Annotated in this window: 15 protein-coding genes; 4 read left to right on the top strand and 11 right to left on the bottom strand. The window is 30.7% G+C overall.

Annotated elements, in window-relative coordinates:
* Positions 1-172 precede the first annotated feature (172 nt).
* The 4 genes from FGM02_RS15555 to FGM02_RS15545 form a co-directional block, all read right to left on the bottom strand.
* Positions 173-655, bottom strand: coding sequence for a DUF2059 domain-containing protein (locus tag FGM02_RS15555; protein ID WP_139959416.1), 483 nt, complete (start codon positions 653-655; stop codon positions 173-175).
* Between the two features lie 120 nt (positions 656-775).
* A complete protein-coding gene (locus FGM02_RS15550) occupies positions 776-1429 on the bottom strand; it encodes a hypothetical protein (protein ID WP_139959415.1) in 654 nt (217 codons plus the stop codon).
* A 14-nt stretch (positions 1430-1443) separates the two neighbouring features.
* Positions 1444-1566, bottom strand: coding sequence for a hypothetical protein (locus FGM02_RS18335; protein ID WP_262711128.1), 123 nt, complete (start codon positions 1564-1566; stop codon positions 1444-1446).
* Between the two features lie 106 nt (positions 1567-1672).
* Positions 1673-1858, bottom strand: coding sequence for a hypothetical protein (locus FGM02_RS15545; protein ID WP_139959414.1), 186 nt, complete (start codon positions 1856-1858; stop codon positions 1673-1675).
* A gap of 554 nt (positions 1859-2412) precedes the next feature.
* Between FGM02_RS15545 and FGM02_RS15540 the strand changes: the two genes are divergently transcribed.
* The 4 genes from FGM02_RS15540 to FGM02_RS15525 all read left to right on the top strand — a co-directional run bounded on the left by FGM02_RS15540 (position 2413) and on the right by FGM02_RS15525 (position 7885).
* Positions 2413-4446, top strand: a complete 2034-nt coding sequence (locus FGM02_RS15540; RefSeq protein WP_139959413.1) for a transglutaminase-like domain-containing protein — start codon at positions 2413-2415, stop codon at positions 4444-4446.
* A gap of 60 nt (positions 4447-4506) precedes the next feature.
* Entirely contained in the window at positions 4507-4791 is a 285-nt protein-coding gene (locus tag FGM02_RS15535) for a helix-turn-helix domain-containing protein (protein ID WP_139959412.1), read from the top strand.
* Positions 4792-4797: 6 nt separating this feature from the next.
* Positions 4798-7239 carry an O-antigen ligase family protein gene (locus tag FGM02_RS15530; protein WP_139959411.1) on the top strand — a complete coding sequence of 814 codons (2442 nt, stop codon included), beginning with the start codon at positions 4798-4800 and terminating at the stop codon, positions 7237-7239.
* Positions 7240-7321: 82 nt separating this feature from the next.
* Positions 7322-7885, top strand: a complete 564-nt coding sequence (locus FGM02_RS15525; protein WP_139959410.1) for a hypothetical protein — start codon at positions 7322-7324, stop codon at positions 7883-7885.
* A gap of 36 nt (positions 7886-7921) precedes the next feature.
* On the opposite strand, the gene FGM02_RS15520 is transcribed toward FGM02_RS15525, so the two are convergent.
* The 7 genes from FGM02_RS15520 to FGM02_RS15490 all read right to left on the bottom strand — a co-directional run bounded on the left by FGM02_RS15520 (position 7922) and on the right by FGM02_RS15490 (position 15803).
* The gene (locus FGM02_RS15520) at positions 7922-9058 is read right to left on the bottom strand and encodes a carboxypeptidase-like regulatory domain-containing protein (RefSeq protein ID WP_139959409.1); all 1137 of its coding nucleotides are present in this window, start codon (positions 9056-9058) and stop codon (positions 7922-7924) included.
* Between the two features lie 78 nt (positions 9059-9136).
* The gene (locus tag FGM02_RS15515) at positions 9137-10591 is read right to left on the bottom strand and encodes a lipopolysaccharide biosynthesis protein (RefSeq protein ID WP_139959408.1); all 1455 of its coding nucleotides are present in this window, start codon (positions 10589-10591) and stop codon (positions 9137-9139) included.
* Positions 10592-10601: 10 nt separating this feature from the next.
* Positions 10602-11687 carry a non-hydrolyzing UDP-N-acetylglucosamine 2-epimerase gene (gene wecB, locus FGM02_RS15510; protein ID WP_139959407.1) on the bottom strand — a complete coding sequence of 362 codons (1086 nt, stop codon included), beginning with the start codon at positions 11685-11687 and terminating at the stop codon, positions 10602-10604.
* Positions 11688-12968, bottom strand: a complete 1281-nt coding sequence (locus FGM02_RS15505) for a glycosyltransferase (protein WP_139959406.1) — start codon at positions 12966-12968, stop codon at positions 11688-11690.
* Positions 12965-14188: a glycosyltransferase gene (locus FGM02_RS15500; RefSeq protein WP_139959405.1), complete on the bottom strand. Its 1224-nt coding sequence runs from the start codon at positions 14186-14188 to the stop codon at positions 12965-12967. Before FGM02_RS15500 ends, FGM02_RS15505 begins: the two co-directional genes overlap by 4 nt.
* Complete coding sequence (wecB, locus tag FGM02_RS15495) at positions 14185-15282, bottom strand: non-hydrolyzing UDP-N-acetylglucosamine 2-epimerase (RefSeq protein ID WP_139959404.1); 1098 nt, start codon at positions 15280-15282, stop codon at positions 14185-14187. The genes FGM02_RS15500 and wecB (FGM02_RS15495) overlap by 4 nt, the downstream gene beginning before the upstream one ends.
* Positions 15279-15803 (bottom strand): class I SAM-dependent methyltransferase, encoded by a 525-nt coding sequence (locus FGM02_RS15490; RefSeq protein ID WP_139959403.1) that lies wholly within the window; start codon positions 15801-15803, stop codon positions 15279-15281. The genes wecB (FGM02_RS15495) and FGM02_RS15490 overlap by 4 nt, the downstream gene beginning before the upstream one ends.

Here is a 15803-nt window from a genome sequence, read left to right as displayed (position 1 = left end):
TTTATTTGATCTTCAAGTTCTTTTTTTAGTTGAATCTTATCAAAAATTTGAAAACCCAAAAATAGGATACTCCCAAGTAGAAATGTAAAAAGTAATTTTTTAATATTTCCTTTCATATTCTTTTTTCCTTCTCATTTCCCCCATCAAAAGCGGACATAATTTTTCACTCCCTTCAATATCCTTTGGTTTTGATAATTTCTTTCAACACCCCTTGTAATCCCATTGCCCATTGTTGACCTATTTGCATAGATTCTTTTCCTATTAATGTAGACTTTTTTGCAAATTTGGCTCCCAATGGAGTTTTGTAAAATGCAATTACTCCTTGAATCTCTGTAAGACTCAAGTGCTTTTGATAAACAGGTGTTAATAGTTCTACCAAACTTAACATACTTGATTCATGAAATTCTTTTTTTATTTCTCTCCAAGATTCTTTTGGCACTTTAGAGTTTTGCTGTCTAAGCATAGGCATCATCTGATTTAAGACCATTGCAAAATTTGCATTAGAACCACTAACTTCTAACATTTCTGCCAATGTTTTTTTATAGACAGGGTTTATATAAGTGGTACTTTTTTCTAGTTTTTTCTCTAAAGATTGTGCTTCTACACCTAAATTGATTGCGAAGAACAAGACAATACACATACTGATTTTTTTCATTTTATTTATTTTAAATTTTAATTCATCTCCCAACTCAAGAAACCATACTCGATACACCTCGAAAGGATTCAGGACACTCTAACTGACAGTTCAGGAATTGTTCTTTTTTAATTTTCTGTTTTAATTGATGTTTAATAATAAAAACATAGTTAGCCCTAACCAAACAAGCAGCCCCATTCCATAGCCCACAGCTACCATTTCAAAACTTTTCCAATAGTTGCTTTTTAACAATTTGTGCATACCTGCAACCAATATAAAAAAGTATAATACCTCAAATAAATTGATGGTTTGAAACGGATACACAAACCAAGAATCTAACGATTCCACATCTAAATAATTGATAAAACTCAAAGGATAATACTGCTGAAATGCGACTAAGTCAAAATCTGTTTGAAACCAATAGAAATAAGCAAACTTTACAATAGCTACTAATACCCATACAAATTCTCCAAGCAAAGCAATTCTTAAAAATTGTTTGAATTTAAACGTATTTTCCATGTCGTAAAAAAAGACAGTTATACCCAAACAAAAAGCGACCAAACTACTGCGAATAATTACAAATAGTGGAATAATGGCATAACCAAGCCACCACCATTTTTGTTGTCTTTCAACTATATCATCTATTTGCTCTTGTACGTAAATTTCTGCGTAAAAATTATAGAGTAATTCGTCTGTACTTAAAAAGATTTTTGTTAAAAAAACTACTAAAGACAGAAGAATTACAGAAGTAATAAAAAGGAAATAATTATTTGTTTTATTATTATCGAAAATCATTTTATTAAAACAAATTATTTATCCTTTTTCGTTACATACAATTCCCAAAAGCAGCCCAAAGCAAGAAAGGAATTCCCAATCAGGCCAGATAATTCAATATATATCGGTTTTTCAGGATTAATTCCATAAGTAGTCATTTGATATATTTCTTGACCTATTAAAAATAGAGAAAAATACAAAATCAATATAAAAATTGCCTTTCTGTTTTTTTTAAAAAAATTCATTACCCTAAAATAAAAGTTATCATTCACCTCCACATTCATTTGCTAAACTAATGCTTCCGTGAACAAATTTTGCCGCAAAAAGCCCAGCACCAATTGGACCTGTAACCAAAAATGCTCCTGCAAGTGTTAAACCTAAACCAAATGCTGTCCACCCACAACCTCCTCCTTCAATCACTTCCATTTCACTCATTTCTAATTTTCTCATAATCATAAAAATTTTTGTTTATTAATAAATTATATCTGTATTAAAAATACTTTATAAAACTAATTATTAATTCGATATTAAAACTCCCGAATATTGGGAAAAACAGCATTTTATTCCCGATAATCGGGAATTATCAAAAATTCGCAGCAGATTTTGGAATATTCTTTCATGCAACTTAATTTTTTGCATTTGAAAAAAAATAGTTAAACACAACAACAAGCTTTTTCAACAAATGAGCTAATTACTTGCAACTAACTCAAAACTTAACTTATTAATAACTTCATCCATTAAAGGTTTTAGTTATAATTTCTGAAAATTGGATTTCTTGTGCATGAGCTAAATATATATATAGTTCTGCAAAGATTGGTTCAATTCTTACTTTGTCATTAATAATTCATAGCTTAAACTGAAGTGCAACAGGACGGTACAGGATTGTTTCAAAATTGAACAGCAGTATTTTCAATCAAAAAAATTGCAGCATTACTTGATTATATATTAAGGCACAATGACGTGTTTAAACCAATCAATTATATGTTTTATCAATATTTAATAGAATGAAAAAACTATTTTTAAGTTTCGTATTAATCTCATTGGTATATGTAGGTTATCTGAATAGTCCTAAATATGACAAATATCCTAAAGGAGTAAGAAACGCATTTAGACTCTCCAGCAAATCACAAAAAGATGAATTTGAGAAAGTGCTTCATCATTTCAGTACAGAAAAAGATAGTTTAAAATTAAAATGCGCATATGTCCTTATATCTAACCTTCACCTACACTCATATAGAAAAGAACCAGAAGTATTTAATGAGATTGTAGATTCAATTTATGAATTAAAACATACATTATTAGATAACACAAAAAGTTTAAAATATAATGAAAGGACGCTTAAGAAAATTCAAGATTCGTATGTAAATATGATAAACACCCTTTATCATGTACCTGGAGGTTATAAAAAAGTAGTAAAAGATATAAACACCGTTAACGCAAGTTTTTTAATTGAAAATATAAACCTAGCTTTCGAAGCACATAATAAACTTCCTCAAAAATATAAAGCCAATTTTGATGATTTTTGTAATTATGTAATTCCTTATAGAAATGGTACAGAACCAATAGAGTTTCATAAAAGAAAAGAACTCAACAAAAAATACTCTTGGGTTTATGATTCTATACAAACAAAACCTTTAGAGGATATCGTTATTCAAATTTATAACGATGTAAAAATAAACATAGACTTTAAAAGATTGAGTAAATTAAAGCTTAATCCTACTCCATCACAAATAGAAAAATTACAATATGGTCTTTGTACAGATGTAGCAAATTATTTTGTTTTACTTTTTAGATCATTAGGGTTTTCAGCTGGAACGGATTTTATTACTAGTTATGGAAACAGACATAGTACAGTTAGTCATAGTTGGTTTTTTATAAAGTATGACAACACTTCGTTAGCTGTACAAGCAAGATCAAAAAGTTTAGTATTCTCGGATCTTGATAAAATTTTTAAACTTACAAGTATGCCGAAAGTTTATCGGAGAATATTTAACAAGGTTAATTACAAAAATTCATCAATTACCACAGATACAGATGTAACTAACATATATAGACCTACCTCTACAGTACAAATTGAAAATACTTTAAAAAACGGTAGTAATGAAAATTACAAATTATGTGTTTTTAACAACAAGTATAATTGGTTTAAAGTAGATGATAATTTCAAAATAATTAAGAATAAGGTTGTATTCGAGAATGTTGGTAGGGGTATCTTATATGCTGTAACTAACAAACGTTTAGAGCCAATAAATCATCCTTTCTATCTTGACTACAAAGGCAATTTAGTCTTTTTAAAAAACAAAAATATTAAAGAAGATGTATCATTTAAAGTTACAAGAAAATATCCTCCAATAGACCTACCGAATAATTGGAAAATAGATCGCATAAAATTATTAAATAATTGCAAACTACAAGGAAGTAATTCTTTAGATGAAAAAACTTTTCAAGATATTTATACTATAAAAAACTTTTTCAGTACCCATAAACATCAATTTCTTTTTAATAAGGAACTGAATTATAAATATTATCGCTTGGTCTCCGGTGAAGAAACCTCGAAAATTACATTTTTATCAGAATTTGCATTATTGGACATGCAACTAAATCCACTTAAAAACGTGAAAATAGATTTTTATGGAACAGAAGAGAGCAAAATGATACAAAAATTAAAAATATCAGATAACAACGGTTTAACATTCGGACTATTTTCAAATATGAGAATTACTTTTGAAGTAGAAAACAACCAAAATGTTATTGGATTTGAGATACAAGCAAGAAATGATGATAATCATATAAATATTGGAGAAGAGTATGAATTGATGGTATTTGACAAAACTTGGAGAAGCATCAGAAAAGAAGTAGCAAAAGATACGGTTCTCGATTATCACAATTTGGCTGAAAATGGCCTTTATTTATTACATAATTTAACAAAAGGAAAAGAAGAACATGTATTTACTTTTGATGAGAATGGAAATCAATTCTGGTTTGGAGTTTCAGATGTTAGTGAACTAGAGGTTGGACCACCTATTTCAAGTAAATAATAAGCCATTTCCTTTTTTAAAAATTAAACAAATTGCAACTACCCTATAAAATTTACAACTATGGAAAAAATTGTCTCAAAAAGACTTAAAGAATTACGCTTACAAAAAAATTACTCGCAAGAATACTTATCGAAATCTCTTGATATTTCAAGCTCTGCCTACTCTCGTATGGAACGAGGCGTTAGTTCTACCTGGTCTCAATACTTACCCAAAATATGTAATTTGTATGATCTTAGTATTTCTGATTTTTTTTCTTCTCATGACGACAACAAAGAGGTACTCGGAAATAAAATTGAAAAATTACATGCTGAAGTCATTTCTCTCAGAAAACAACTTCAAAAATAAAGGGTTATGTTTTCTTTAAAACCAACAAAAAAAGAAATGGTTTTACTAATTCTTTTTTTTCTGCTTCTCCTATTCTGTTTTTTGAGTTTTAACATACTACTCCCATTACTTTTGATTGTTTTATTTAAACTTATTAAAAAGAAAACAAATGACACTTTTAGCCTTTTAGATTGTTGTTTTCTTCTTTTATTTTTAGGAGAAATCATTGTTTCAATCAATTCATACTACATTCCTACAAGTATCCCCTCCCTAACTACAAGCGTCATTCTTTTCCTGTTGTACCTTATTTATAAACGAATTTTTAAAACACCTAAACATCAATTTCTTTTTAGGAGTATCTATTTTTATTTTAGTAGTGTTTTAATTGCAAGTACCTGTATCATTTTTGTTTTACACAAACAACGAGTAGCCCATGTAGGTTTTTATGATTTGAACAATTTTAAAAATCTTTACAATCCCTTTGGAGTTTTAAATAACATATGGGCAACCGTTATGTTATTGAGTATCCCTATAAATACATTATTCTTAATCGACCAAAAACAAAAAAAACACAGAATAATTGTCGGCATACAACTGTTTGTAAACTGTTTTTGCATATTAGCTTCTTTTTCAAGAGGTACATATATTTCATTATTTCTTTTTTACACTATTTCAAATATATTTTTAATCAAGATCCTTCCTTTAAAAAAGCAACTTTTATATAATTTTTTATTTCTAGCTCTTTTGGGAAGTTCGACAATCCTTATAAAAGAATCATTTGTAACCACTGTCTCAATCAATAAAACGAATTCTCAAAAACGCAGTATTTCAGGCAGAATAGACCGATGGAAAAATGCTAAAGAATTGATTCAAGACAAGTTTTGGCTAGGTTGGGGAGCTAACAATTTTAGTTTTGCAGAAAATAAATCTCCATACAATGCTGAAGATGCTCGAATAAGCACAAGAACAAACAATAGCTACTTACAACTTTTAATAGAAAAAGGGATTGTTGAATTTTTTATTTATTTGCTTTTTATATTAACGTTTATCTTTCTGATTTTTAAAAACTTAAGAAACCCCTTGTTACCTTTAAAGGAACGACTCAAACTTATTATTGTTTTTTCCGGCATTGTGGCTTTCCTTTTTCGGGAATTAACATTTGCTTCTTTTTTTGAAAGTAATGCGGTACGATTTTTATTTTTCCATTTGCTTTTCTTCTTAATTCCCTATGATATTTCTTTAGAAAGCAAAAAACGAACACCATGGCTATCAAAAATCCCTTTGTTCATAATTTTCGTATTTTCTAGTTATCTCATTTATAAAAATGGTCAGGAAATTTTTGTAAAAACACAAAACAGTCGTTTTTTAAAAGAAAATAATTTTGTGTCTACAGATTTAAAGCTCTTACCTATTGAAAAAGCTTTGGCAAGTTCTCCAAACAACACTGTTTTACTTCACAACAAAGTTGCTATTACAGCAAAAAAACAAATACGAATAATCATCTCTTCAAAAAACCCTACTTTTTTAAGTTTCACCAAACAAGACTCTTTACACCAACTAAAAAAAGATTTGACTCATATCCTTAAAATCAATCCTTACGATGCTATTGCTTTGCATAATTTGGCATGGGTTTATTTTGCCAATGGAGAAAAATTGAATAGTCGCAAGCTAATTGATAAAGCTCTGAAATCACGTCCTTACGATTCCTTTTTTTTAATTAGCAAATTTTTATTTCTACTAAATACCAACCAAGAAAATGAATTAATTAATTGCCTTAGCAAAGCTATTAGGTATTCTCCCAATTTAATCTCCTCAGCCTTTTTTATAGAGTTTTCAAAAACACGTCCTTTACTTGCCCAGAATGCCAAGAAAAATGCAATTTCTAGTTTACGTACAGAACTAAAAACAAACCCAAGTACTATTCTAAAAGCACGATTTGCTAGACTTCTTTTAAAAGAGCAACCTAAAGAAGCAGAAGAAATATTAATAGAAATCACAAAAAAATTACCAAACCTAAACAGGCCTTGGTTGTATTTGGCATACTTAAATTCTAAAAATAATATTGACGGCACTTCTTCAGAAGAATTATATCAAAAAGCGTTAAGACTAGATGAATCTGATTATTTACCAAAACTTTATTATGGTAAATATTGTCTAGAGCAAGGCTTAAAAAAACAAGGAATTCATTTTCTTAAAAAAGGATTGCAATCGTACAGACATATTTCGTTACCTTCCTTTCGAAAAAACAGCTATTTTGCGAGCCTAACTGGCTTGAAAAGTTATCCAAATAATTATATTCCCAACGAATTACTATATTATACCAACCCTGATATTTCAATATCTGACATCTTTGAATCATTCATCAATTATTACAAAAATTCCAACAAGACTTCTCTTCAAAACTATTACACAACTCTTTCGAAAAAATATGAAAACACGTTATTTCAAGGCGAAGAACACTTGCGCTAATAATTATGGCACGTTCTTTGGAATTTACCTTGCATGCGGATACCGAAAAGCAACTAGAGTAGGTTATTTAAATTTGAACATTATGAAAAACTATAGCATCGCAATTGTAGCCTTTATTTTTACATTATTTAGTGCACAGGCCTCAAATACTAAAGCAAGCAATCATTCTCCTAATTCACCAATTACATTTCAAGAACAAGGTATTGAGTTTAGAGTACACCAAAACGGAACCTTTGATTTTAGATTTGATACTCGTATAAATAACAACACTAGAAATCACCACCACTACACCAACCCTCATAATGTAGTATTAAAAGATTATAGAGGACGAATTACACAAGTAGGTCGTGTAGGTATTCATTACGATCGTTATGGGAGATTGACGGCTATAGGTGATATTCCTATTCGTTTTAACAATCGAATTTTAATTGCAGTTGGTGGTTTACAAATAAATTACAGTTCTCATGGACCAGCACGATACATCGGAAATGTTTGTGATAGAAATTACAATACTCGTTATATAAAACCTGTCATTGTAAAACACCCTACATACAAACATAGCAATCCTAAACATAGCAAAACCAAATACAAAGTCTTAAAAAAAAGAAAAACAAGTAATGCGACCAGAAGTAGCAGAAGACTTTAAAAAAAATATCCTATTCAAATTGAATAGGATATTTTTTTACCAGTGCAAATCGTTTAAAATTTCCATTTCATGGTCTAACGGAAGTACTCTATTTTCAGCACTCCAATCCAATATATTATTGGTAATATCTTTTTCAAAGAAATTACTTTTTTCAGTCAGTCGAGTATAATTGTCCAAATTTGGCAAACCTTCATACAAGCCCGTATTCAAATACAAACGATCCCAGAAATAATTCAACTTTATCAATTGGTCATTACTAACCATACAAACTTTTAATTTGTAATCTATTTTACTGATGTACTGTTTCCCTTTGATAAATTTAAAATCAATTTCTACCCTACTTCCTTGACGGTAAATATTTGCATTTATAAATTGTGCTTTGTAATAACCACGCTGTGAACTTGACCTCGTTGTTAATTGATCATTCAAATCATCAGATATAATTTTTAAAATATTGTAGGTTCCTTTTTCGGCGTACACATCATAAACCTTATTATTTTCTAAAGATTGCAGCGTAATTTTATAGGTTTTATTATCTAGCAATCTTCTGCTAATTACTTCACTTCTCTTAATCAAATCTACATTTTTAAATAAGTTGTGAATATTGGAACTAAATTTCACAAAACCAGCAGATTTGTTTTCTGTTTGTCGCTTCCCTCGTACATAAACATCTCTTACATTTCTAGAATTCACATAGGTAAGTCCTAAAGCCTCTACATAATTGATATATTCTTCATTTTCTTTTAAAAATTCCTTGTAAAAAAACTGCTCACAATAGGATTTTTCAGACCTGTTTTGCTGCATGCTTTTCATCAATAAATCCAAAGCATTTGGCAAATTCAACAGTACTACTTCTTCCAACTGATGTATATTAGGTTCCAAATAAATGGTTTCATCCTTTTTTATAAAAACAGAAGTCGTTTTATAATTTACATGACTAAAATAAAGGGCTTGTTTTGGTGTATTCGGCGGAAGGATCACTTCAAAAACACCTTCTGCATTGGTGACTGTTCCAATTCCTGTATCGCCATAATAAATATTTGCATCATCTATTGGCAATAGTGTTTCAATATCTAATAATTTACCGGTTAAAGCTTTTTGTGAAAAAATGGAGGTGGTTAAAAAAAGAAATAGAAGTACAAATACTCTTTGGTTAGGGAAATTAAATTTCATTTTAATGGGGTAGTTAAATGAATGTGTTTGGTTATAATTTGGTACGTGGCTAAAATAAATATTAATTGAAATATTTCCTTATTTTTTTATCACTTTTAGTAATACTTGATTTATTTCTGTTGAAATTTTTAATTTATAAATAACAATGATATAAAGAATTCCAACCAAACTACTTTTTAAAAGTATATTCAGTATTGGATGAAACGAAAAATCCCAAAAATAAAATGTAGCAAAAAAGAAACAGATCAAAAGACTCAAATTTCTTGTTTTACTACTGAAAGGCAGCAGCTTAAATTTCCTTTTTACATACAACAACTTCAAACTGTTAAATACCAAAACGACTATAAAAGTAGAAATTGCCGCGCCATCTATACTCATTTTATCAATTAAAATATCATTCAACACATAAACAGAAACGGCCATAGCAATACCATAAGGCAATAAAATTTTATAATATTTAGAAGTTGAAATAATAGCCCCGTTGGCCCCTAAAAGCATATGATACAATTTGGCTAAGGAAATAAAAAACACCACCCAAACTCCCCCACTATATTCTTCAGGCAATAAATGATACAATTCTTTTATATTGGTATTGATGAGCAAAAAAACCAAACCCGACACTAAAAATAAATTGATAGAGCTTTTGCGATACAGCTCGCTCACCAAATTCAGATCTTTATTATTTAGCGCTTTTGAAACCATGGGTTGCATAATTTGTGCCATTGCTCTCCCTGGAGTTTCTACTACCGAACCTATATACACCCCAACTGCATAGTAGGCCGTCATTGCAATAGCTTCTTTTTGAGGAATCATAAACTTATCGATGTCCAATAAAATAGTCCCCGCCGACCCAGCTAAAATTATATAAAGTGAATATTTTACAATTTCCCCAACATTACGGGGCATTTCTAAGCTAAATTTAGGTCGGTATAATTGCAGGGCATACAAAGCCATTAACAAAACTCTAATAAAATAAGCACCTGTTAAATAATAAATAAATTCTGCCGCAGTAATCCATTCCAAATAAACTGCAAACAATAAAATCATGGCGGCCAATCTTGAAAATAATTCTTTTAACACATTGCCAAAAACCGACTGCATTTGAACTTTTGCCCAGGTATAAAAAATTTCAAAATAAGCCGTTGCCAAAGCAACTAAATAAATGACAAAAGTATAATCTTTAATAATCGGGTTTTCAACCGACAAATAAGAAGCGATTGCCGTGTAAAAATAATTTCCAATAATGGCTATTGGAATAGCGACAATAAGTGGCCAAAAAATAATGGAACTTAAAAAAACATCTTTCTCTTTCTTCGTGGCATACGAAGAGAAAAACTTTAAAATTGTGTACTGTACCCCAAAGGCCATAAAGGGCATTAATATATTTGCGGTGGACAATAAATAGGTGACCAATCCGTAAAATTCATCTTGTAAAAAAGCGGTATACAAAAACAAGGCATTTACCCCACCTATTGCAAAAGCAATGTAAATAGTGATCGTATTTTTAAAACTTTGTTTCAGTACAATTCCCATATTCTTATTTTTAGGAAGCTAATAAAGTCAAAATATCTTGGTGCATGCGTTCCCCAACTTGGTTCCCATAAAGGCTTTTAGAAAAATCTGCTTCTGAGTTTTGAAATCCTTCAAAAGCCGAAACCATTTTATTTTTATCAGCCCCTACTATTTTCGCAAAACCATGGTTTACAAGCTCTACCCATTCGGTTTCTTCACGTGCAATTACACAGTGTTTGTTACAGAAAAAAGCTTCTTTTTGCAGTCCCCCACTATCGGTAACCACCAAATTGCAATTCTTTAACAACTCCAACATATCAAAATACCCAATAGGATCAATAATTGTTACGGGATACGAAAGGGAATTATTTTCCAATATTTTTTTTGTTCTTGGGTGCAAAGGCAATACCACACGTTTTGATTCGTGAATTTTCGACAAGCCTTCAAATATATTTGTCAGCTGCTCCAAATTGTCTGTATTTTCCTGACGGTGAATTGTCGCCAAAACAAATTCATTTTTTTCCAGACCTAAATCTTTAACAATGGTGGATTTACTTTCTGAAAAACTACTGTAGTAACTCACGGCATCCTTCATAATATCTCCGCTTTTTTCAACCTGAATAGACAAATTTTTATAGCCTTCCTTTTCCAAATTTTCAATAGCAGAATCTGTAGGACACAATAATAAATCAGAAATTCTATCCGTCATGATTCTATTTACTTCTTCAGGCATTTTCATATTAAAAGAACGCAAGCCCGCTTCAATATGAATGACTTTAATTTGTAATTTTCTAGCCGCTAAAGCTCCGGCTAAGGTAGAATTTGTATCGCCAAAAACCACAACAGCATCGGGTTGTTCCTTTTCTAAAACAGCTTCAATTTTTTCTAACATTTGTCCCGTCATTGCTCCATGCCCCAATCCGTTAATATTTAAATTATAAGAAGGTTTTGGGATTTCCATTTCATCAAAAAAAACAGAACTCATATTGGCATCATAGTGTTGCCCTGTATGCACAATTACTTCTTCTATTTTTTGGTGCTTTAAAATAACGCGACTTAAAACTGCGGCTTTAACAAACTGCGGCCTAGCGCCTAATATGGTGACTATTTTTTTCATTTATTTCTGAATAGTTTTTAAAATCTCAGACAATTGTCTCGTAATTTCTTTTCGGTGGTACTTTTGAATTCCTTCTGATTTTGTTTCCAAAGAATTATTTTGATAGCCCTTGTACAAGTCCAAAATGACACGTTTCAAACTAGTATAATCTTCAAAATCTACGATTGTTCCAGCATCTGTTTCTTTTAGAATTTCTGCCAAATCCCCATCAACCGGACCGATAGCTAAAATAGGCCTTTTTGCAACCAAATATTCAAATATCTTCCCTGTAATAATTCCTTTTGCACTTGGAACATTATTGACGGCCAATAACAAAACTTGCGATTTCCGCTGATACTCTTGCACTTCGCTATGCGCCAAGTATTCTATTTGATTTAAATGGCCAGACAATCCCTTTTGTTCAATTTCTTTTAAAACAGGTTGTGCTATTTTTCCTATCAATTTAATTTCTAAATCTTTTTTAAACGAAGGAATTTCTTCAGTTAATTCTTTTAAAACCTTCCATAAAACAAGTGGATTTCTGTCCTCATTCATCATTCCAATATGAGTCAATGAAAATTGACTATCCAAATTTGGCTTTTCCGAAACCGCTGCAATATCAAAGCCGTTAGGAACCACGAATGTATTTTTATTAAAAGGAAGATAATTTTGTTGCATGGTTTTTCCTACCACCAAAACCGCATTAGAATTTGTCAATACTTCTTTTTCTAAATCGAAATGTTTCTGCTTGGCTTTTTTAGACAAAGGCAATTGATGAAAATAATCGATATCCGTCCAAGGATCTCGAAAATCTGAAACCCAAGGAATGTTCAGTTTTTTTTTCAAAGCTAGCCCTATTAAATGCAAACTATGTGGTGGACCAGAAGAAATAATAAAATCTACCGGCTGCTTTTTTAGGTATTTCTCAAGATGTTTTACCGATGGTTTTATCCAAAACATTCTGGCATCAGGAATAAAATAATTGGCACGTACATACGTCATTACCTTTCCTAAAAAAGAAGGTTTGTGCTCTAAAAATCCGGCACTGGTTTTCGTCTTTTTTTTCCGTGAAAATAAATTTGCTAGTTTGTACGGTTCCCAAATAGGTTCACGTATGACTTCCACACCTTTAGGAATTTTTGCTTCTAAAGTAGTATCTTCAATGGCATAATCTGGATTGGCAACTGTATACACAACAGGAGTAATACCAAATTCTTGTAAATACTTAACAAACTTCAACCAACGTTGAACGCCAGATCCTCCTGAAGGTGGCCAATAATAGGTGATGATTAAGACTTTCAAACGCTTAATGAATTGTAGAGTTCAACCAATTTCATACTTTCCGATTCCCAATTTTCTCCTTTGTTTACAACGGCATCATAGGCCTTGTCCATTTTAGGTTTCATGGCCTCATAATTTTGATAAGCTTCCAATACTTTAGCTGAAAAATCAGCCGCGTTATTAGCTTCAAATACAAGTCCAGCATCATATTTTTCAACAATTCTTTTTAGAGGCGCACAAGAACTGACCAATAACAAACTTTTGCTTAGCATTATTTGAAACAATTTATGCGGAATGGTATTGTTTGTATGTTCATCAGATTTATGAGGGATGATATTGATTTTTGAGACCTGCATAATTGCTGCTACTTCCTTAAAAGGTCGGTATCCCACAATTTCTACAGCCTGTTGTAAGTTGTTTTCTATAATCAATGATTCCAATTTTTCCTGAACATCTGTACTTCCTTTTCCTACCAAATACAATTTTGCATTTGTACAAGTTTTTAAAATTTCAGGCATGCCTTCTATGGCCGTATCCAAACCTCTATGAGGACCAAAGCCCCCAACATAGGTAATCGAAAATTTATTTGCATCAATACAATTTTGATTTGTGTTGTTTTCAAAATTCGACACAAAAGCTTTTTCTTCATGATTTGAAACCACAACCAATTTTTTCTCATCGATGGCAAATTTCGAAATCAATTTTGTTTTCATTTCTTCTACCACACAAATAACAACATCGTATTTTTTACAGTATTTTTCTTCCTTTTTAGACCAGTGTTTTGGATTCATAAAAATCTGGTTCTTCAATTTTAAAAAAGAACTTTTTTTCCATAAAAACCAAGTCTTTAAAGCCTCAGGAAAGTTTTCATGCAAATCTAACAGCAATTTCTTATCTACTTTCGATTTAAACAAATAACAAGTCCCTGCCAAAGGCAAATCGTGCACTTGTAAAAAATCTATTTTGTACTTTTTAAAAACTTTTTTTAATCCGAAATAAAAAAAGGGATGAAAATTAAAAACACTTTCAATAACATCATAAACACCTTTCTTGAAAAAAGTGTAGTTTTTACCAATTCTAAAAATTTGTACTCCGTTGACGGTTTCTTTCTGTGCATCGTTCCTTTTACGGGGACAAACAACCAAAACTTTTTTTCCGTTTTTAACGAGTGCTTCCGCTTCTTTCCGTACCCTAATATCATTTGGGTAGGCACCATCAACCACCATGCAGATATAACTCATGCTAAAAATTCTAAAGATTTTTCAATAATTCTTTCTGTTGCATAACCATCCCAAAATTTTGGAATTGTTGACTCTTTCCCATTCCCTTCAGAAATTTTATGAATAGCTTTTAAAACCTTCTTTGTTTCAAAAGTCATGAGTTCATTGGTACCCTCATCTATGGTGGACGGTCTTTCTGTATTTTCTCTTAACGTAATACAAGGAATCTGTAAAAAGGTTGTTTCTTCTTGAATACCACCACTATCTGTAATTACACAGAAAGCATATTTAATTAATTTTTGAAAAGAAAAATAATTTTGGGGTTCAATAATACTTAAATTTTCAATTTGATTTAATTCTTCAAACAAGCCAAATTTTATAAAATTGTTTTTTGTTCTTGGGTGAATTGAAAAAACAACTTTTTTTATTTTCGTTCCGTTTTTAAATAAATCAACAATTTTCAACAAAGCCTCTTTCGTATCTACATTTCTTGGCCTGTGCATTGTAACCAAAATATAGTCGTGTTTTATTTGTTGAATGTCTCCCAAAACAGATGATTCCTCTATTTTATCTTTAAAATGTACAAGCGTATCAATCATGGTATTTCCTACAAAAACAATTTGATTGTCTTTTTTACCAATGGCTTTTAAATTTTGGATTCCGCTTTTTTCAGTTACAAAACAAATATCTGAAATCTCATCTGTCAGAATTCTATTTATTTCTTCAGGCATTTCTCTATCCAAACTTCTTAAACCACTCTCAATATGACCTAATTTAACGCCTAATTTATTTGCGCAAATTGCAGCTGCAAGTGTTGAATTTACATCACCTACACACAATAGCAAATCAGGTTTGTAATTTGTTATTACCTCCTCTAGTTTCAAAATAATATTCCCAATTAGACTATTTGCAGAAGCACTTTCGATATTTAAAAAATAATCAACCTTGATTTTAAATTGTTCTAAAAAAACATCAGACATTTTGGTGTCAAAATGTTGTCCGGTATGCACAATCCTTAGATCTAAATTTGAATATTTCTCAGCAACTTTCTTAAATTGCGTTATCTTCACAAAATTAGGTCTAGTGCCAACAACAATTAATATTTTTTTTTTCATTTAGTGATTTTTTCAGCGTACACTGCGTAATATCTAGGCGTAAATTTTCTTAATATGGGTCTGAAACCAATTTTATTAATTGGACTTGTCCATTTGTGTTGTTTTTTAGCTTCCCAACCTGTTTTTTCAAGTAACCAATCAAATTGCCAATCTTCAAATTCATGATAATGCCGATCCCACATATCGGTTTTACTTCTATAGGCTGTTGCAAACCATAAACGCAACGGAATTGTTGTAATTATTTTTTTTGCTTCTATTTTTTTCAAAACTTCATAAGGAGATAATAAATGTTCAAAAATTTCAAAAGCCGTTACTGCATCTACTTTGTGTGCATTAACAAGTTCAGGAAATTCATCCAAATCTTCTCCAGTTGTATTGTAAACCGTATATCCGTTTTGCTCCATTATTTCAGAAAATGGATTCCGAATTCCTAAATCTAAAATAACAGCAGGTGCTGGTAAAACTTCTTGTAAAAAGGCTAATGTATGTTCATAGCGCTTTAGTGGCATTTTTTTATACAT

This window comes from Flavicella sediminum (assembly GCF_006381105.1).
Classification (GTDB): domain Bacteria; phylum Bacteroidota; class Bacteroidia; order Flavobacteriales; family Flavobacteriaceae; genus Flavicella; species Flavicella sediminum.
Note: the sequence above shows the minus strand (reverse complement) of the source record. Positions and strands in the feature narration are given on the sequence as shown.

Coding starts and splice junctions, on each gene's coding strand:
- FGM02_RS15500 (WP_139959405.1), bottom strand. CDS start 14,188: ATGAGTTATATCTGCATGGTGGTTGATGGTGCCTACCCAAATGATATT.
- FGM02_RS15515 (WP_139959408.1), bottom strand. CDS start 10,591: ATGGGAATTGTACTGAAACAAAGTTTTAAAAATACGATCACTATTTAC.
- wecB (WP_139959407.1), bottom strand. CDS start 11,687: ATGAAAAAAATAGTCACCATATTAGGCGCTAGGCCGCAGTTTGTTAAA.
- FGM02_RS15520 (WP_139959409.1), bottom strand. CDS start 9,058: ATGAAATTTAATTTCCCTAACCAAAGAGTATTTGTACTTCTATTTCTT.
- FGM02_RS15530 (WP_139959411.1), top strand. CDS start 4,798: ATGTTTTCTTTAAAACCAACAAAAAAAGAAATGGTTTTACTAATTCTT.
- FGM02_RS18335 (WP_262711128.1), bottom strand. CDS start 1,566: ATGACTACTTATGGAATTAATCCTGAAAAACCGATATATATTGAATTA.
- FGM02_RS15525 (WP_139959410.1), top strand. CDS start 7,322: ATGAAAAACTATAGCATCGCAATTGTAGCCTTTATTTTTACATTATTT.
- FGM02_RS15540 (WP_139959413.1), top strand. CDS start 2,413: ATGAAAAAACTATTTTTAAGTTTCGTATTAATCTCATTGGTATATGTA.
- FGM02_RS15535 (WP_139959412.1), top strand. CDS start 4,507: ATGGAAAAAATTGTCTCAAAAAGACTTAAAGAATTACGCTTACAAAAA.
- FGM02_RS15550 (WP_139959415.1), bottom strand. CDS start 1,429: ATGATTTTCGATAATAATAAAACAAATAATTATTTCCTTTTTATTACT.
- FGM02_RS15555 (WP_139959416.1), bottom strand. CDS start 655: ATGAAAAAAATCAGTATGTGTATTGTCTTGTTCTTCGCAATCAATTTA.
- FGM02_RS15490 (WP_139959403.1), bottom strand. CDS start 15,803: ATGTATAAAAAAATGCCACTAAAGCGCTATGAACATACATTAGCCTTT.
- wecB (WP_139959404.1), bottom strand. CDS start 15,282: ATGAAAAAAAAAATATTAATTGTTGTTGGCACTAGACCTAATTTTGTG.
- FGM02_RS15545 (WP_139959414.1), bottom strand. CDS start 1,858: ATGAGAAAATTAGAAATGAGTGAAATGGAAGTGATTGAAGGAGGAGGT.